We start from the raw sequence: 18,846 nt of genomic DNA on the forward strand, positions 1-18,846 counted from the left end.
CTGAAGCGTCTATCGCTCAGTCAGAGCATTCTGTCTGGCCCTGAGAATTGGCTTCATCAAATATTCCATCAGGGTTTTCTCTCCGGTGATAATATCGATGTTAGCCTTCATACCCGGGATGATTTCCAGTGGTTTTTCAGGGTTGCCAAGCTGATTTTCATGGGTTCTGACGCGAACGATGTAGAAACTTTCCCCTTTATCATCCTTTATCGTGTCTGCGCTTATGTGCTCTACCAAGCCTTCAAGCCCTCCATAGACGGCAAAGTCGTAGGCGGTCAGCTTAACGACAGACTTCATGCCTTCCCTGAGAAAGCCTATATCTTTAGGAGCGATCTGGGCTTCAACCAGCAGGGATTCCTCTACCGGGACAATTTCCATGACATCCATTCCAGGCTGTATAACTCCGCCTACGGTTTTAACATTGATCTTTTTAACAATGCCTTCGACCGGCGAGCGAAGCAGTGTCCTGACTACCTGATCTTCCAGACTGGTTTGTGTTTCAGACATCTGGTCCAGTTTGACTTCAACGTCTTTCAGCTCCTGAACCACTTCTTCCCGGAATTTGACAGTCAGTTCTCGCTTACGTGCCAGGGCCTCCTGATAGGCTGCATTCAGCTTGGGAATGGAGAGTTCTGTCATCTTCTTCTCAGAGGCCAGATCGTTGACTCTCTGCCTGAGCTGAATCATTTCTACGTGAGAAATAACGCCTTGCTCAGCCAGAGGTTCGGTCAATTCCAGCTCCTCTTCTCCCAGCTCCAGACTGGTGGTTAAAAACTCCAGTTGTGACTCGGAAGCGGTCAGTTCGTGCTTGGCCTGAGAAGCTTGTTTGTTGACAATATCAAGCTCGGCTTTAAGACCGGCATCTCGTCTCTGGTAAATCTGTCTCTCTCGATCCACATAATCCTGGTAATGACTTAATTCGGGAGGAAATTTCAGTGGCTTGCCGGACAGTTCAGCACTAAGTCTGGCGGCTTTGGCCAGCTCACTGTAATACTCAACGGCACCTTCCCTGAAGGTGGACTTGAAGCGGGTGTCGTCCAGTTGCAGCAGCGGCTGCCCTTCCTTGACCAGCTCACCCTCCTGGACAAAAAGCTCTTCCAGTATGCCGCCTTCAAAGTTTTGAATGACCTGCAGATGAGAAGAGGGAACGACCTCTCCCATGCCCCGGGTGATTTCATCCAGTGGTGCCAGACTGGCCCAGGTGATGGCAGAGCCAATAGCCAGCAGCATGGTATAAATAAGCAGCCTGCCGCCTCTTGGGGCTTTCATTAACATGGCAGCGCTGGTATCAGACATGTACTCCAGATCTTCTGCACTGACATTGTCTTCCAGTGAAGAAGTATTCTTCAGGTTTTCATCTTCTTCACTCTGCCTGTCCCGTTCTTCCAGCTCTTCGAGCACGGCTTCTTCGGTCAGAACTTCATGATCATCAGAACTCACTTCATACTCTGCCTCCCGGGACGGAGTTGTTGATTGAGTATTCGAAGTCTCATGAGGCTGATCTTCTGGTATTTCAGAAGTGTTTTTATCGTCCTTGTACTCGCTCATTGCACGATCCTGTTCAATCCATTCAAGGTCATTGGCAGCTCATTGCTGGCTGCAGGGTTACTCGATTTTGAGTTTGCCTTGCTTAAGGGCTGCGTGAACCTGATCCTTGGGTCCGTCCGCAACAATCTTTCCGTTATCCACCAGGATCAGGCGATCAACCAGCTCCAGCATGGAAGCCTTATGAGTGACCAGAACAATGGTTTTATCCTTGCATTGCTTTTTCAGTTGTTCTTTGACTCGCAATTCGGTGGTGTTATCCATGGAGCTGGACGGTTCATCAAGAACCAGGATTGGTGGGTCCATCAACAGAGCTCTGGCTAATGCGATACTCTGTCGCTGCCCGCCTGAGAGATTTTGTCCTCTTTCGCCCACGATCATATCCATGCCGTTTGGATGCTTGTTGGCGAATTCGGTAACACCGGATATTTCAGCCGCTTTCAGCAGAGCAGCGTCGTCAACGAAGCTGGCGCCGAGGGTGATGTTTTCCTTGATACTGCCATAGAACAGGGTGATGTCCTGAGAGACACAACCAATGCTGCTACGAAGGTCTGAAGGGTTGATCTGCCTCAGGTCAATACCATCGACCCGGATGGCGCCTTCATTGGGCTCATAAAGGCCAAGAATCAGCTTCTCTATCGTGGTTTTGCCAGAACCGATGCGACCGATAATAGCTACTTTTTCACCAGGTTTGATGTGCAGATTGATGTTTCTGAGGGCCTGGATCTCCTGACCCGGGTATGTGAAATCAACACCATCAAATTCAATGCTTCCGGCCAGCTCAGGACGATTGACATAGTCACGGTCTGCCGGACGTTCTACCGGCATGTCCATGATATCGTTCAGTCCATCCAGGGCTGATTTAGCCTGGTTGTAACGAGTGGCAAGACCTGCTACCTGAGCCATGGGGGCGAGGCATCGGCCTGACAACATAACGGTTGCAATCAGGCCACCCATACTGAGGTCACCCTCAGAAATCAGGAAAACACCGTAGGAGACCAGCGCAACGTTACACATCTGTTGAACATAAGCGCTGACCGTTGATGCGGAAGAACTCAACAATTTGGTTTTGATACTCCAGGTGGCTATGTGGCCGACCGCTTTTTCCCACTTGTACTGAATCTCGCTCTCTGCCTGGGCAATTTTCAGGGCTTCCATGCCTGAGAGGCTTTCAATCAAGGTAGCGTTTTTCTGGGAGTTGGAGCGCAGGGTTTTCTCAACGGAACGCTTGAGAGGGGCTTGAATAGCAAAACTGTAAATGGCAATCAGGGCCATACAGAGCAGGGGAATGTAAGCCAGTGGTCCACCCAGAATTAAAATCACCATCAATATGATCAGGGTGAAAGGGAGATCCACCAGGGCAATCACTGTTGATGAGGTGATAAACTCCCGAATGCTCTCAAATTCCTGAAGGCTCTTGGCAAAGGAGCCGACCGAAACCGGTTTGGCCGACATGCTCAAACCCAATACTCTCTCCATAACCCGGGATGAGAGCAATATGTCCGATTTTTTCCCGGCCAGGTCAATAAAATAACTTCGAATCATTTTCAGTACGAAGTCGAAGCTGAAGATAATAATGGCACCCACTGCCAGCACCCAGAGAGTATCAAAAGCCTGGTTAGGTACCACTCTGTCGTAAACATTCATGACAAACAGCGGGCTGGCCACCACAAAAATATTGATCAGTAGGGAAGCCAGCAGGACATCACGATAAATTCTCCAGGAGCCAAGAATCGTCCCCCAAAACCAATGTCGGGAGCGAATATTCAGCGTGGTGGGAGTACGCTTGTCATATCGGTGCTTTTCGCGAACATAGATGGTGTAGCCGGTATAGTACTCTTCCAGATCCGGGAGGTCGATGTTCCTGACACCTTCTCCGGCTTCAGGAATAATCACCCGGGCATTGCCTTCTTCATGATCGATATCAATCAGAATGCAGGCTTTACGTTCTTTCAGAAAAAGAACTGCAGGCGTTACCAGAGGAGAGATATCTTTCAACGCTCTTTTGTGAGTTTTCGACGCAAGACCCGCTCTTTGGGCTGCTCGGGAAAACAGCTCTGCGGTCAGTTTGCCATTTTCCAGAGGTAGTCCGGCACGAAGAGAGTCGTGAGAAAAGGGCTTTCCATAATGCTTGGTTAGAATACTGAGGCATTCCAGTAAAGGATCAAACTCCTTTTGACCGCTCTCGGGTATGCCCCACTCTTCGTTTGCATCTTCTGCAGCTGCACTGTAATTCATAGTTCATTGCCAATGAAATAAAAAATAAATAACAGAGGTACTGCTTATATCTGTTAAAAGGTTTCTGAATTAATACTAGCGTAGTTTATTGGTCTTAAATGATTAATAAGAAAGTAATTAAAGAGTGTCTTATATCTGACGTTTAATTGTTGTTAATGACATAAAATACTAAATATGATGCTTTTTCGGCATGGAGGTAGTTTGTGAGCTTTGAAGGAATTAAGTCTTTTGCTGCGAGCCATTTAAGTCTTTCCGGTTTTAAAAATGATTGTAAAAGATTATATGGAAAAATTTTTGGAAAACTGGTTCACGTCCTTGAAGCGCTATCGACGGCTTTAGATAAAGTCAGCAGATCACCCAGGACCGAATTGTCATTTAATAAGTCTATTTACAAACGCAAAACCGATCCCTGGAGTGTTGGGGTCAAACTTCATTACTGGCGCCTTGAACGAAATGAGCAGAGAGCAAGATTGTTGATGAATGACTTTCTGGAAAATCTGGTTGAAAGAGGTGCTGGGATCGAAGACCTTTCCTCCGATAAGGCTAAAGCATTGACAAGTGAGTTAATTGAGATCCTTCTTGAGCTGGACACCACTGTTTTTAAAGCATTTTCCATTGCTAAAGGTCGTAAAGCCGCAGTGGTTGATATGGGGCAGGCAATGGGTGCTCTTTTTGATGAGGTTAAAGATTCAATAGTCGGTAGCGAAAAATTAAAAGAGCTATTAGGTGAAAAAGGTTTTTTATATCACTTTGCTCGTGCCTGTAAACAGCTGAATTTTATTGAGGTGGATGAGAAATCAGAAGATGGCGAAGTATTCAAGGCTCGTGCAATCAATTGTTTGAGTATAAGAGGTCGCAACTTTGTGGAAAATACTTTGCCGTTTTACTTCGAGATGACGTACAGAGAGCTTCAGGATCAAAAAGAATCATTACAAAAACAAATTGATGAAGTATCTGCCGACGATAAAGATCTTCGGCCCATTACTGACCTCATTTACGAGAGATTTCGTTTGCAAGATTGAGTATTACCTTAAAAACCCGAGTTTGTTACGCCTCGGGTTTTTATTCAATGGTATTCACAGAGTTCAATGATCAACTCTTATCAAACACCTCTTCCTGAATTCTTTTAATACCAATGTGTCGTACATCTCTGCCTTTCACGAGATAGATAACGTATTCCGCCAGGTTGCGGGCATGATCGCCAATCCGTTCCAGTGATCTTAATACCCACATAATATTCAGAACCCGGGTAATGGATCTTGGGTCTTCCATCATGTAGGTGACCAGTTCCCGTGTGGCACTCTTGTATTCCCGGTCGACGGTTTTATCTTCCTTGGCAACCGCCAGAGCAAGATCGGCATCGAAACGGGCAAAAGCATTCAGTGCATCCTGTACCATCTGTCGTACATGGTTACCAATATGGCGGGTCTCGATATAACCTTTGGGCGCTTCGCCCTGTTCAGTGAGACTGATGGCAAAGCGGGCAATTTTTGCCGCCTCGTCACCAATTCTTTCCAGATCGGTCGCGGCCTTGGAGCAGGCAATCACCAGACGGAGGTCACTGGCTGCTGGCTGGCGTCTGGCCAGAATGCGGGAACATTCTTCATCAATGGCCAGTTCCATGAAGTTAATGTCGGTGTCTTTCTCGCAGACCACCACAGCTCCTTCGCTGTCAGCATTGATCAGGGCATTGATCGCGTCGGATACTTGCTTTTCAACCTGCCCGCCCATGGACAGGAGGTTGTTTCGTAACTCCTCCAGTTCATGGTTGAATTGCTGGGAAATATGATGGCTAAGAAGTTCGCTTTTGGTATCCATGAGTTTTCCAGGTGCTTTCTTGGCAATAGCTATGGCATTTAGCCGTAACGACCGGTTATATAGTCTTCAGTTTGTTTCTTTTGTGGGTTTGTGAACAGCGTGTCCGTATCATCGAATTCAATGAGCTTACCCATATACATAAATGCTGTGTAATCAGAGACGCGAGCAGCCTGTTGCATATTGTGGGTAACGATGGCAATGGTGAATTTGGACTTGAGCTTGTTAATCAGCTCTTCAATTTTTAATGTTGAAATGGGGTCCAGGGCTGAAGCCGGTTCGTCCAGCAGCAGAACTTCAGGCTCCACAGCAATGGTTCGGGCGATCACCAGACGCTGTTGCTGACCACCGGACATGCCCAGGGCGCTTTCATGGAGGCGATCCTTAACTTCATCCCAAAGTGCTGCACTGCGCAGGGCCCACTCTACGACTTCATCCAGAACACGCTTTTTGTTGATGCCCTGAATGCGAAGACCGTAGGCGACATTTTCATAAATACTCTTCGGGAAGGGGTTTGGCTTCTGGAATACCATGCCAACACGACGGCGGAGGTCCGCGACATTGACGCCCTTCTGATAGATATTCTGGTTATCCAGCTGAATTTCACCTTTGACGCGGCAGCCTTCCACCAGATCATTCATTCTGTTCATACTGCGCAACAGCGTGGATTTACCACAGCCTGATGGACCAATAAACGCGGTTACCCTGCGTTTCGGAATGGTCAGGGAAATATCGTGCAGTGCCTGCTTCTCACCGTAAAACAGGTTCAAATTTCTGATATCCAGACATTTTTCTTCCTGCTGCAGGCTGAGCTTGCGACGGCTACGTCCCAGGCTGTCGAGATTAAACGCCGGAGTTGAGCTGGTCTCCTCGGGAGTGGCTCTACTCTTTTGGTTCTCTGTCCGGGTGGGTGTATTCAAGTCCAGTGCCTCATCCAGCATGATGTTACCTTTAATTAAACCTTCCTGGCTCAGTCAGGGAAACTTTTTTGTAGCAAACTAATCTCACGCTTCCAGACTCTTGTATTTTTCACGCAAATGGTTGCGAATAGCTACTGCTGAAAGGTTAAGAACCGCGATGACAATAACCAGCAGCAGAGCGGTGGCGTAAACCAGTGGTCTGGCCGCTTCTACGTTAGGACTCTGGAAGCCGACATCGTAAATATGGAAGCCCAGGTGCATGAATTTCTGATCCAGATGCAGGAAAGGATAATTAGTATCCAGAGGCAAGCTGGGAGCCAGTTTCACCACGCCAACCAGCATCAGAGGTGCAACTTCCCCAGCGGCACGGGCAACAGCCAGGATCAATCCTGTCATCATGGCAGGGCTGGCCATGGGCAGAACGACTCGCCAGAGTGTTTCTGCTTTGGTCGCCCCCAGCGCCAGACTGCCCTCACGGACAGAGCTTGGAATACGTGATAGCCCCTCCTCGGTGGCAACAATAACAACAGGTAATGTTAATAAGGCCAGAGTAATCGATGCCCAGAGTAGTCCCGGTGTACCAAAGGTCGGTGCTGGCAGTGCTTCCTGGAAAAATAACTGGTCAATCTGGCTTCCGGCAAAATAGATGAAGAAACCAAGACCAAATACGCCGTATACAATGGAAGGGACACCCGCCAGGTTATTCACGGCCACGCGAATAGTTCGGGTCAGCCAACCCTGATTAGCGTATTCACGGAGGTAAACCGCCGCTATTACACCAAATGGGGTCACGATGATCGACATCAGAATCACCATCATGACTGTACCGAAAATAGCCGGGAAAACCCCCCCTTCCGTGTTTGCTTCTCTGGGATCGTCAGTGATAAATTCGCCGACCTTGTCGAGATAGAAAAACATTTTCTGGGTCAGGGTCATGGCATTGGGTTTATAGGCCCGGACGATTTTGCCAAAAGATTGCTCAATCTCTTTACCATCAATGGTTGTAGCCACCAGACTATCACGATTGAAAGCCACATAAAGATCACCCAGTCTGGCTTCCATCACCTTATATTCAGCCTGAAATACCTTGCGTTGTGCTTCGATATCGGCGAGGGCCTGAGGGGTATCTGTACCATTAAGTTCGAGGGCACGCTGTTCCAGACGAAGGCGCTCCAGCTTAGCGTTGACGGTACCTATTTCGTGCTTTTCGATGGCGTAGATTTCGTCGTAGATAGACAGGGCTCTGTTCAGTCTCTTCTGGAACTCTGGCCAGGCGGCTTCACCCTCGGCAATAATTTTGCCATCCTGTTTGATGTTGTTCAGATAACCGTAGAAGTTACCCCACTCCCTGCGCTCCAGAGCAATGATATTTTCAGGGTAACGGCGATTCTCAAGCCAAAGATCAATGACCCAGGCAAAGTCTGAGCCTGAAACATCTCTGTTACCGACTTTCAGCAGATCACGGGTCAGTGTTTCCATTCCCTTGGGTACCGGCAGACCTGCCGCCTCAAGGCGGGTTGCAGAAACAGTTTCAGTGTCTGCTATTTCTCCAGCAATCAAGCGGGCTTCCTGGCCGGGAGGGGCATAGTCTGCCACCAGAATTTGTGCTGGCCAGAAGTGACCCAGACCCCGGATCGCTATCAAACCCAGAAGGCCGACAACAAGAATCACACTGATGGCCACCGCTCCGGCATTAAGCCAAACCCAGGGGGAGCCAGTCTGGTACCACTTGGTTATTTTATTACTCATGTTCCGGCTCCTTCCTTAAAGCGAACTGTACTTCTTGCGCAGTCGATGACGAACCATCTCGGCAGCGGTATTAACGACAAAGGTGAACAGGAAAAGCACCAGTGCAGCAAGGAATAGAATTCGATAGTGGCTGCTGCCGACTTCGGATTCAGGCATTTCAACAGCAATGTTGGCAGCCAGGGTTCTCATGCCTTCGAAGATATTGGCGTCCATGATGGGCGTGTTGCCGGTAGCCATCAGTACGATCATCGTTTCACCCACGGCGCGGCCCATACCAATCATCACGGCAGAGAATATGCCCGGGCTGGCGGTCAGCAATACCACCCGCATCAAGGTCTGCCAAGGCGTCGCACCCAGTGCCAGAGAGCCATAACTCAGATGTTTGGGAACACTGAAAATGGCATCCTCAGCGATAGAAAAAATGGTGGGGATCACTGCAAAGCCCATTGCCAGTCCCACTACCAGAGCATTGCGCTGATCGTAAGGAATGCCCAGATCAGTGGTCAGCCAGGTTCTCAGGTCACCATCAAAGAAGGTTGCTTCAATGGTACCGTTCAGGTTCATGGCAATAGCACCACTGATCAGTACCACAGGGATGAGCAGGGCTGCTTGCCAACCCTCCGGGACGGCGTGGCGGATTTTACCGGGCATGGAGTCCCAGGCAAAAGCAAAGAGCAATATGCCGATTGGAACAATCAACAAGAGTGCAAATATTCCTGCCAGACTGTTTTCGATCAGGGGGGCCAGCCAGAGACCGGCCAGAAAACCCAGAATGACCGTAGGCAGTGCTTCCATCAACTCAATGACAGGCTTTACTTTACGACGCATGGCTGGCGCCATGAAGTAAGCCGTATAGATGGCTCCGGCTATTGCCAGAGGTGTAGCCAGTAACATGGCGTAAAAGGCGGCCTTGAGAGTGCCGAAGGCCAGAGGGGTCAGGCTCAGCTTTGGCTCAAAGTCATTATTCGATGCAGACGACTGCCAGATATATTCAGGCTTCTCATAACCCTCATACCAGACTCTACCCCAGAGAGCCGACAAGGATACTTCCGGATGTTCATTTTCAACACGCCAGAATTCGGTAGAGCCATTGCTACTCACCAGCATGTAGTTGCTACGGGGGGCAATAACCAGTTGCTCAACAGGACCGTCGGTCAGCTTCTCAGTCAGCAGGGTTCTGTTGGCTGTGGTGTAGAAGATGCCAACATTACCCTTGTCATCGGCTGCCAGAAAGCCCTTGCGGCGATGCTCAGGCACTATCTGCATAATAGGTTCACCGGCCAGCTCGAACTCGCGAATTCTTTGCAGGTGCCACTGGTTTTGTTCATCTCTGACCATGAACCACTGGCTGACCATGCCGGTGTCATCGCCTATCAGCAGAGAAACTCCACCCAACAGGAATGTCATGGTTGTTACTCTGGCCGAGTCGTTAGTCAGGTCAGTCTCTGACACGACGTGAGGCTGATTGATGTTGCTGATATCGATCAGTGTCAGGCCATCAGCACCGGATTGAACAAAAAGCCAGTGCTGATCCGGAGCAATCAGTACATCGTGAACAGGTCCATCCACTTCGGGCAGAGTGACACTCATTTCTTCAAGCGTGACTTCTTCCGTCAGGAAGTTTTCTTCCTTGCTAAAAGCGGTCATATAGAGGCGCTTGTCACCATAACCGGTGAGTAGCAGCTGATCTTCACTATCACTGATACTCAGGTGTGAAACAGCCTCATTATCCGTTATCAGATCAATCGCTTCCTCACCATATGGGTAGGTGACCCTTGGCGTGATCAGCCTCTTGTCATCAGGCCAGGTAATTTGATAGCCGTGCTTGAAAATGATGACCTGACCATTACTCAGACCCGCAGCCAGGAGGTTGCTATCGGATGGATCATTGTTAATTGTGGTGACTGAGGTCCCGGCAGGAAGGGGCAGGGAATAGCGATATTTCTGCCCTCCGGTTCGGGTGGATGAAAAAGTCAGGGCACCGTCGGCAGTGATGGAAAAAGCCAGTTCAGCCTGTTCTTCCATACTCTGATAGAGAGGGCGCTGCTCCCCTGTGATCGTCTGTGTCCAGGTACTGCTTTGTTCAATTTCTGCACTTTTGAATAAAGGCCCAACTTCGTACAGAAGATAGATGAAGATCAGCAGAATGGCGGCAATAACACCGAGGCCACCGACGGCTACACCCCACCGGGTCAGGTGATCTTTGAGAAAGCGAAGTGACTGATGACGTTTATGAGCCGGGGTGTTGTAATCGACACCAGGGCTGTCTTCTATTATTGGTTGGTACATGGCACTGGTCGCAGAGATTATTGAGCGTACCTTAAAAGGTCTGTGTTACAGAAATATGACAGAATTGAAAAAAATGGGAGTTGAGTACTCAAGCCGCCACTCTCAGTATCTTGGAACAGTATACCCGGTATTGAGCGATAGATAGCCGTGACCGGACACGCTGTCTGAAAAACACCGCAGCCAAACCGCACTCTATTCAGTATCAGCTACACTGAGGCTCCAGCTGAAGAAAAGCGAAAATTTGTGTGCAACTTAAAACCGTTTTCTTTCATATTTACATTCTTGATCTCTCTGGCAGCCAGTGGATTTGCTGCTGACAACTCTCAAGGACTTCTTATTGGTATTCCCGCAACGCAAGAAGGAAAGGCAAAGCAATGGTTTGATGCGCCCTCACAAGCAAGGTCAACTGATGACGTTAAAGTTGCCCTCCTGTCATCTCTGTGGCAGTGGCTAATCTCTTCGGAGAATGTTAGTGAGAAAAGAGAGAAAAACAGCACAGGCTTTGCACTGCCGGAATGGCCCACATCAACACCTGAATCCGCCTTGCGATTATCAGGAGGCAGATTTCCACCCGACCCACCACCTCCACCATTTATGCCGGGTATTCCTGGCAAGGGATTGTTTAATAGGCCTGACTGTCAGTTTGACTACCTGTCAGCTCTGTTCAGGATCGGGCAGTGGTTGAAACAATGGTTTTATGATGGATATCGCAGCACTCCCGGTCAATCCGGACAATTCGTCAGTGACAAAGATTTATCTGCGGCTTTGGCAGAGATTACACAGAAGAGGGCGTTCAACAGTTCGTCATTCCGTCAGGCGCCGTTAGATGCTTCAGAACTGCTTGCTCAACTATCGGGGAAAGGTTTGTCTGGTCACAGGCAGGTACATCAGCCAGAAACAGTTATGTTGTATCCCGTTTTTATGCTGCCTCAATCTGATTTGGATGACTTTGAAGAAGCGCAGGGGGTTGAATATGTTGGGGAAACTTGCAGAGCATGCCGGAATAACCTTGAAGAATCTGATGACGTGGTGAAGACGTCATGCTTGCATTTGTTCCATATGGACTGCCTGAAACGGTGTCTAACAAAAGAAATTAACATTAAAGGCTACCATTTCTGTCCATATTGTCGGCAGGATCAGAGTGCTCTGGGTGACTTTCTGATCCAGAAAGAAATGCAAGAGGTGGCTCATATTGTGAAGGAAATGCTTTTAGAAAGAGGGACCTGGCCTGAAAATGACAGGTATATCTATGAAAGGCTGATTCGTGCAGGAGCTAGCAGTGACCCGGCCATCACTGAGCAGATACAGGCACTTTGGCCATTAGTTAACTTTTACTCTGTGCAGCATCTGGTGTCACAAGTGCAGTCAGGAAGAGCGACCTGGCCTGACAATGATGGGCATATCTTTTTAGAATTGAGAATGGCAAAAGGTATCGATGATCCGGAAATTGCTGAGCAGGTGCGGGTACTTTGGCCTTCAGTTTGTTTGTACTCCCTGCAAAATCTGATCTCACAAATAGAAGCAGGGAGAAAGACCTGGCCTGACGATGAGCGTGATATCGCTCTGAGGTTGAGAATGGCACTGGACAGTAATGTTCCGGCCATTGTTAAGCAGGCACGGGCACTTAAGCCGACCATTTTTCTTTACTCTGTGCAGCATCTGGTGTTACTAATGCAAGCAGGAAAAGGTGTCTGGCCAGACGATGACCGTGGTGTCTTCGAAATGTTGAATGTTGCCTTATTTGGTACTGATGACCATTTCTTAGCAGGCTTGAGTGTTGGGTTAAATGTTGGGTTATATGGTACTGATGGAACCATCGCTGAAGCATGGAGGGATGGTGATAACCTAGCCACTTTTGAGCAGGCAAGTGCACTTTATCCATTGGTGAATTTGTACTCTGCGCAGCATCTGATGTCACAAGTGCAGGCTGGGAAAAGGAGTTGGCCCGGAAGTGATCTCCTGGGGTCGTTGCGGGGATTAGTAAATAGCCCTGATCCAGCCATTGCTGAGCAGGCACGGGCTATTTATCCATTAGCTAATTTGTACGCTTTACAATATCAGGTGTCACAAATGCGGGCAGGGAGAGAGACCTGGCCAAATAATGACTGGCATATCCATGAAAAGTTGAGTATTGCAAAAACTAGCAATGATCTGGCTGTTGCTGAGCAGGCAGAAGCACTTGAGCCATTGGTTAATTTTTACTCTGTCAGGAATCTGTTGTCGCTGAGGCAGGCTTGGGGTGATATCTGGCCTGATGACGACAGTGATATCTATACAAGGTTGAGAAGTGCACAAGGAAGCGATGATCCGGCCATTGCTGAGCAGGCACGGGCACTTGAGCCAGTCGTTAATTTTTGCTCCGTGCAGAACCTGGTGTCACGAATGCAGAGAGGATTAAGGATCAGCTGGCCTGAAGATGATAATAGTGTCTATTTAAAGTTGAGTAGTGCAGAAAAATGCACTGATCCGGCCATTGCTCAGCAGGCGAGGGCACTTAAACCATTAGTTGATCAATATAAGAGATAAGTCGTCAGGGAATTGATTCCGGGCTGCTTTTTCAGCGAGACCTCTCTGCTTCAATTTGGTTATCAGTGGGTAACGATTCTCTACGAGTGTACACAGATTGTACCCATGAGGAAAAGTCGTTGTAACCGAAAGCTTTGAACCTCAGCCTTCTGGCAAGTTCAGTCTGTCTGCTCAGGTCTTAGAGTTTTGTGACGACCAATGTCGTACTACTCTTCATAGGGATCGACATCCATATCGGAATCAACATCCCACCCTGCTCCATAGGTGTCGCTGGAATATTCCAGGGTGCCCGCAGGCTCCGTTGAATGATTATTTATTAGCGAAGATTGCGAAATTGGGAATAACCCGGCTATTAGGGCGTCAAAAAACGAATGTCCACCAGCTTGTGGCTGAAAGGTTTGTGATTCTGTCATCCCGTGATGAGTTTGGTTCGCCGAACTTACTTCGGATTTCAGCGACTCTTCAGTTGATCCACCACCGTCGTATTGTCCGAGTCTGCAAAAGCCATTGCAGGAATCGAAGGAACAATTAAAACTCATAGTATGGTTCCCAAGCTCCCTAAGATAACCATCAATGTCGCTTACCATAACGCCGTATGGCCGAAATCGCTCAAGGGGGAACTCTGTGGCAAGTGAACGTGTCCAGACGATTTTCACCATAGGTTCAGGCCAAGTCGCGGGGTCAGGACCAGCCAAAAGATGGCTGATTGATGCTGAGTTTTCTGGTTCGCGAAATGCAATTCTTGGAATGTGAATACCCAAAGAACGACCGGTTCCCAGCTTATCTCTTTGCGTTTCCGTCGTGTCATGATGAGTGTGGCCCGTCGAACTTCTTTCAAAACCCTGTGACAGGAATCGACAAACACCATGACAGGAATCGACGAAACAATTTAAACCCAAAGTATGTCGGGATTGTTTGGGGTCCTGGTGACCGCCCCCAGAGCCGGAAGACATGAGGCTGGAGAAAGCAGCTGTATGATGGGGAATTATTCCTGAGGCTTGCGATTGAGATGGCTGGCTTTGTGGCTGACTTTGTGGTTGGTTTTGTTGCCCGTAGTGTCCTCGGCCATACATAAGCAAGCCGAAAGCAGCTATTGCCTCTACTACGGATATCCATGAATAAGGTTTGGCGCCCAGAGGGGTGTTGCCGAACTCGACAATAAAATGTCTTTCTGATGATTCGGCGTGACAGGTAACAGTCAGCCACGCCAGCAATAACAGCAATGACGAAGAGAGTGTTTTTTTCAAAACTTAATCCTTACATCTGTTTTGTGTTTTTCCTGAAGGGGAAATTTAGAACAAGAGATTGATAGATCAAGAAAAAAAGCATTTTTCAATATCTCAGGCAGGTGTGCCCGCACTATGAGCTACACTCAGGCTCCGACTGAAGAAAAGCGAAAGTTTGTGTGCGACTTAAAACCATTTTCTTTTGTAAGTTCTTGATCTCTCTGGCAGTCATTGGATTTGCTGCTGACAACTCTCAAGGACTTCTGCTCGTCGTCGTAAATGGGACGTCTGATCAAGAGGCTTATCTGATATCCGATTTTGTCTGCTTTGTGCCTGAAGGCTCTCTGCTCTTGCCCTCACCAGTAAGGTCAACTGATGACGTTAAAGGCTCATTTCTCCAGCAGCCCGTTTTACTCTTGTCATCTCTGTGGCAGTGGCTAATGTCTTCGGAGAATGTTCCTGAGATAAGAGAGAAAAATAGCACAGGCTTTGCACTGCCAGAATGGCCCACATCAACCCCTGAACCCACCTTGCGATTATCAGGAGGCGGATTTCCACCCGACCCACCACCTCCACCATTTATGCCGGGCCTTACTGGCAAGGGATTGTTTAATAGGCCTGACTGGCAGCTTGACTACCTGTCAGCTCTGTTCAGGATCGGGCAGTGGTTGAAACAATGGTTTTATGATGGATATCGCAGCACTACCGGTCAATCCGGACAATTCGTCAGTGACAAAGATTTATCTGCGGCTTTGGCAGAGATTACACAGAAGAGGGCGTTCAACAGGTCGTTATTCAGTCAGGTGCCGTTAGATGCTTCGGAACTGCTTGCTCAACTATCGGGGAAAGGTTTGTCTGGTCACAGGCAGATGCACCAGCCAGAAACAGTTATGTTATATCCCGTATTTATGCTGCCTCAATCTGATTCGAATGACTTTGAAGAAGCGCAGGGGGTTGAATATGTTGGGGAAACTTGCGGAGCATGCCGGAATAACTTTGAAGAATCTGACGACTTGGTGAAAACGTCGTGTTTGCATTTGTTCCATATGGACTGCCTGAAACGGTGGCTAACAAAAGAAATTAACATGAAAGGCAACCATTTATGTCCATATTGTCGGCAGGATCAGAGTGCTCTGGGTGACTTTCTGATCCAGAAAGAAATGCAAGAGGTGGCTCATATTGTGACGGAAATGCTTTTAGAAAGAGGGACCTGGCCTGAGAATGACAGGTATATCTATGAAAGGCTGATTCGTGCAGGAGCTAGCAGTGACCCGGCCATCACTGAGCAGATACAGGCACTTTGGCCATTAGTTAACTTTTACTCTGTGCAGCATCTGGTGTCACAAGTGCAGTCAGGTAGAGCGACCTGGCCTGACAATGATGGGCATATCTTTTTAGAGTTGAGAATGGCAAAAGGTATCGATGATCCGGAAATTGCTGAGCAGGTGCGGGTACTTTGGCCTTCTGTTTGTTTGTACTCCCTGCAACATCTGATGTCACAAATAGAAGCAGGGAGAAAGACCTGGCCTGACGATGAGCGTGATATCGCTCTGAGGTTCAGAATGGCACTGGACAGTAATGTTCCGGCCATTGTTAAGCAGGCAAGGGCACTTAAGCCGACAATTTTTCTTTACTCTGTGCAGCATCTGGTGTCACAAATGCAAGCAGGAAAAGGGGGCTGGCCAGACGATGACCGTGGTATCTTCGAAATGCTGAATGTTGCCTTTTTTGGTACTGATGACCATTTCTTAGCACGCCTGAGTGTTGGGTTAAATCTTGGGTCATATGGTACTGATGGAACCATTAGTAAGGCATGGAGGGAATATGGCGATAATGTTCCCACTTCTGAGCAGGCAAGTGCACTTTATCCATTAGTGAATTTGTACTCTGCGCAGCATCTGATATCACAAATACAGGCTGGGAAAAGAAGCTGGGCTGGAGATGAGAGTCATCTCATGGGGTCGTTGTGGAGATTAATAAATAACCCTGATCCAGCCATTGCTGAGCAGGCATGGGCTATTTATCCATTAGCTAATTTGTACGCTTTACAATATCAGGTGTCACAAATGCGGGCAGGGAGAGAGACCTGGCCCGATAATGACTGGCATATCCATGAAGAGTTGAGGATTGCAAAAGCTAGCAATGATCTGGCTGTTGCTGAGCAGGCAGAAGCACTTGAGCCATTGGTTGATTTTTACTCTGTCAGGAATCTGTTGTCACTGAATCAGGCATGGGGAGATATCTGGCCTGATGACGACAGTGATATCTATACAAGGTTGAGAAGTGCACAAGGAAGCGATGATCCGGCCATTGCTGAACAGGCACGGGCACTTGAGCCAGCCGTTAATTTTTACTCCGTGCAGAAACTGGTGTCACGAATGCAGAAAGGATTGAGGGTTAGCTGGCCTGAAGATGATAATAATGTCTATTTAAGGTTGAGTAGCGCAGAAAAATGCACTGATCCGAACATCGCTCAGCAGGCGCGGGCACTTAAACCATTAGTTGATCATTATAAGAGTAAGTCTTCAGGCAATTGATTCCAGGCTGCTTTTTCAGCGAGACCTCTCTGCTTCAATATTTAGGCAGGTGTGCCCGCACCATGAGCTACACTCAGGCTCCGACTGAAAAAAAGCGAAAGTTTGTGTGCGACTTAAAGCCGTTTTCATTCATATGTACACTCTTGATCTTTCTGGCGGCCATTGGAGTCGCTCTTGGGGTGCCAATAGCTGAGGCATCGTTTACCTGTTATTTCCTGAATCGCGATATTGATATTCCCGCAACGGAACAGGGAAGCTTTGCGTGTATCAGCCCTGAATGGCAAGTAGACAGAACCGCCAGTAAGGAGAGTGACCGGGCAACAGACAGCAACGAAGTAAAGCAGGCAGAAGGGCAATGGTTTGATCAGCCCTCACCGGTCTGGTCAATGGATGACGGTAAAGGTTCATTTCTCCAGCAGCCTGGTTCTCTCCTGTCAGCTCTGTGGCAGTGGCTGATGTCTTTAGAGAATGTTTTTGAGAAGAGAGAGAAAAATAGCACGGGTTTTGCTCTGCCTGAATGGCCCACATCAACACCTGAATCCGCCTTGCGATTATCAGGAGGCGGATTTCCACCTGACCCACCACCCCCTCCTCTATTTATACCGGGCATTTCCGGCAGGGGATTGTTTAAAATGCCCGACTGGCAGTTTGACTACCTGTCAGTGCTGCTCGGGATCAGTCAGCGGCTGAAACAATGGCTTTATAATGGATATCCCACCACTTCCGGTCAATCCAGACCATTCGTCAGTGACAAAGATTTATCTGCGGCTTTGGCAGGTATTACACAGAAGATGGCATTCAACAGGTCGTTATTCAGTCGGGTGCCGTTAGATGCCTCGGAACTGCTTGCTGAACTATCGGGGAAAGATTTGTCTGGTCATGGGCAGATGCATCAGCCAGAAACAGTTATGTTGTATCCGGTATTTATGCTGCCTCAATCTGATTCGAATGATTTTGAAGAAGCGCAGGGGGTTGAATATGTTGGGGAAACTTGCAGCGTATGCCTGCTTAATTTAGAACAATCTGACGACGTGATGAAAACGTCATGTTTGCATTTGTTCCATCTGGAATGCCTGAAACGGTGGCTGACAGGAGAAGTTAACATGGAAGGGAATCGTTTCTGCCCATATTGTCGGCATGATCAGAGCGCTTTGGGTGATTTTCTGACATGGAAAGAGATCCGGAAAGGACTGCAAGAGGTGATTCATATTGTGATGGGAATGCTGCTAGGTAGAGGGACCTGGCCTGAAGATGACTATAGTATCTTCGTAAGGTTGAATGCTGCGCTATTTTGTAATAATTCAGCCATTGCAGAGCAGGCACGGGCAATTTATCCATTAGTAAAATTGTACTCTGCGCAGCGTCTGGTGTTGCAAGTGCGGGCAGGGAATAGAACCTGGCCCGGATGTGAGGGTTTTATCCATCTAGGGTCGTTGAGAATGCTGGTAGACAACCCTGATCCGGCCATTGCAAAGCAGGCGCGGGCAATTTATCCATTAGCTAATTTGTACGCTGTACAGCATCAGGTATCTCAAGTGCAGGCAGAGGATGAGGCCTGGAATGACAGTTATATCCATACATGGTTGGGTATTGCAAGGGATTGTAATGATCTGGTCATTGCTGAGCAGGCAGAAGCACTTGAGCCATTGGTTAATTATTACTCTGTGCGGCATCTGTTGGCACAAGTGCAGGCGGGGAGTGAGACCTGGCCTGATGATGACAGATATATCTATACAAGGTTGAGTAGTGCACAGCGAAGCAATGATCGGGACCTTGCTGAGCGGGCACGAGCCATTGAGCCAACCGTTCATTTGTTCTCTGTGCAACATCTGGTATTACAAATGCAGACAGGAACAAGAACCTGCTGGCCTGAAGATGACAATAATGTCTATGTAAGGTTGAGCAATGCAGAAGATAGCGGTGATCCGACCATTGCTCAGCAGGCACGGGCACTCAGGCCATTAGTTGATCAATATAAGAGCAACTCGCCAGAGAATTGAT

11 protein-coding genes are annotated in these 18,846 nt (G+C 48.2%); 4 read left to right on the forward strand and 7 right to left on the reverse strand.

Annotation, left to right across the window (positions count from 1 at the left end):
* Positions 1–9: 9 nt before the first annotated feature.
* Both ACO6V5_RS20830 and ACO6V5_RS20835 read right to left on the reverse strand, forming a co-directional pair.
* Complete coding sequence (locus tag ACO6V5_RS20830; protein ID WP_422409803.1) at positions 10–1,548, reverse strand: HlyD family type I secretion periplasmic adaptor subunit; 1,539 nt, start codon at positions 1,546–1,548, stop codon at positions 10–12.
* Positions 1,549–1,605: 57 nt separating this feature from the next.
* Positions 1,606–3,783 carry a type I secretion system permease/ATPase gene (locus ACO6V5_RS20835; RefSeq protein WP_422135857.1) on the reverse strand — a complete coding sequence of 726 codons (2,178 nt, stop codon included), beginning with the start codon at positions 3,781–3,783 and terminating at the stop codon, positions 1,606–1,608.
* A 203-nt stretch (positions 3,784–3,986) separates the two neighbouring features.
* Between ACO6V5_RS20835 and ACO6V5_RS20840 the strand changes: the two genes are divergently transcribed.
* Positions 3,987–4,805 carry a hypothetical protein gene (locus tag ACO6V5_RS20840; RefSeq protein ID WP_422135856.1) on the forward strand — a complete coding sequence of 273 codons (819 nt, stop codon included), beginning with the start codon at positions 3,987–3,989 and terminating at the stop codon, positions 4,803–4,805.
* A 70-nt stretch (positions 4,806–4,875) separates the two neighbouring features.
* Here ACO6V5_RS20840 and phoU read toward each other — a convergent pair whose 3' ends face one another.
* The 4 genes from phoU to ACO6V5_RS20860 form a co-directional block, all read right to left on the reverse strand.
* Entirely contained in the window at positions 4,876–5,601 is a 726-nt protein-coding gene (gene phoU / locus ACO6V5_RS20845; protein ID WP_422139255.1) for a phosphate signaling complex protein PhoU, read from the reverse strand.
* 38 nt (positions 5,602–5,639) lie between these two features.
* Positions 5,640–6,539, reverse strand: a complete 900-nt coding sequence (pstB, locus tag ACO6V5_RS20850) for a phosphate ABC transporter ATP-binding protein PstB (protein ID WP_422135854.1) — start codon at positions 6,537–6,539, stop codon at positions 5,640–5,642.
* A gap of 63 nt (positions 6,540–6,602) precedes the next feature.
* Entirely contained in the window at positions 6,603–8,267 is a 1,665-nt protein-coding gene (gene pstA, locus ACO6V5_RS20855) for a phosphate ABC transporter permease PstA (protein ID WP_422135853.1), read from the reverse strand.
* 15 nt (positions 8,268–8,282) lie between these two features.
* Positions 8,283–10,556, reverse strand: a complete 2,274-nt coding sequence (locus ACO6V5_RS20860) for an ABC transporter permease subunit (RefSeq protein WP_422135852.1) — start codon at positions 10,554–10,556, stop codon at positions 8,283–8,285.
* 282 nt (positions 10,557–10,838) lie between these two features.
* Here ACO6V5_RS20860 and ACO6V5_RS20865 point away from each other — a divergent pair, with 282 nt between their 5' ends.
* Complete coding sequence (locus ACO6V5_RS20865) at positions 10,839–13,082, forward strand: RING finger protein (protein WP_422409807.1); 2,244 nt, start codon at positions 10,839–10,841, stop codon at positions 13,080–13,082.
* A gap of 206 nt (positions 13,083–13,288) precedes the next feature.
* On the opposite strand, the gene ACO6V5_RS20870 is transcribed toward ACO6V5_RS20865, so the two are convergent.
* Positions 13,289–14,329, reverse strand: a complete 1,041-nt coding sequence (locus ACO6V5_RS20870) for a hypothetical protein (protein WP_422135849.1) — start codon at positions 14,327–14,329, stop codon at positions 13,289–13,291.
* Between the two features lie 419 nt (positions 14,330–14,748).
* Here ACO6V5_RS20870 and ACO6V5_RS20875 point away from each other — a divergent pair, with 419 nt between their 5' ends.
* Together ACO6V5_RS20875 and ACO6V5_RS20880 are read left to right on the forward strand one after the other, a co-directional pair.
* Complete coding sequence (locus ACO6V5_RS20875) at positions 14,749–16,845, forward strand: RING finger protein (RefSeq protein ID WP_422409810.1); 2,097 nt, start codon at positions 14,749–14,751, stop codon at positions 16,843–16,845.
* A gap of 62 nt (positions 16,846–16,907) precedes the next feature.
* Positions 16,908–18,845 carry an RING finger protein gene (locus tag ACO6V5_RS20880; RefSeq protein WP_422409812.1) on the forward strand — a complete coding sequence of 646 codons (1,938 nt, stop codon included), beginning with the start codon at positions 16,908–16,910 and terminating at the stop codon, positions 18,843–18,845.
* Position 18,846: the final 1 nt, after the last annotated feature.

The organism is Endozoicomonas sp. ALD068 (genome assembly GCF_049310145.1).
Taxonomy (GTDB): Bacteria; Pseudomonadota; Gammaproteobacteria; order Pseudomonadales; family Endozoicomonadaceae; genus Endozoicomonas_A.

What these genes read in the sequence shown, in the direction of transcription:
- pstB (WP_422135854.1), bottom strand. Translation starts at nt 6,539, where the DNA reads ATGCTGGATGAGGCACTGGACTTGAATACACCCACCCGGACAGAGAAC.
- ACO6V5_RS20835 (WP_422135857.1), bottom strand. Translation starts at nt 3,783, where the DNA reads ATGAATTACAGTGCAGCTGCAGAAGATGCAAACGAAGAGTGGGGCATA.
- pstA (WP_422135853.1), bottom strand. Translation starts at nt 8,267, where the DNA reads ATGAGTAATAAAATAACCAAGTGGTACCAGACTGGCTCCCCCTGGGTT.
- ACO6V5_RS20830 (WP_422409803.1), bottom strand. Translation starts at nt 1,548, where the DNA reads ATGAGCGAGTACAAGGACGATAAAAACACTTCTGAAATACCAGAAGAT.
- ACO6V5_RS20860 (WP_422135852.1), bottom strand. Translation starts at nt 10,556, where the DNA reads ATGTACCAACCAATAATAGAAGACAGCCCTGGTGTCGATTACAACACC.
- ACO6V5_RS20875 (WP_422409810.1), top strand. Translation starts at nt 14,749, where the DNA reads ATGTCTTCGGAGAATGTTCCTGAGATAAGAGAGAAAAATAGCACAGGC.
- ACO6V5_RS20880 (WP_422409812.1), top strand. Translation starts at nt 16,908, where the DNA reads ATGAGCTACACTCAGGCTCCGACTGAAAAAAAGCGAAAGTTTGTGTGC.
- phoU (WP_422139255.1), bottom strand. Translation starts at nt 5,601, where the DNA reads ATGGATACCAAAAGCGAACTTCTTAGCCATCATATTTCCCAGCAATTC.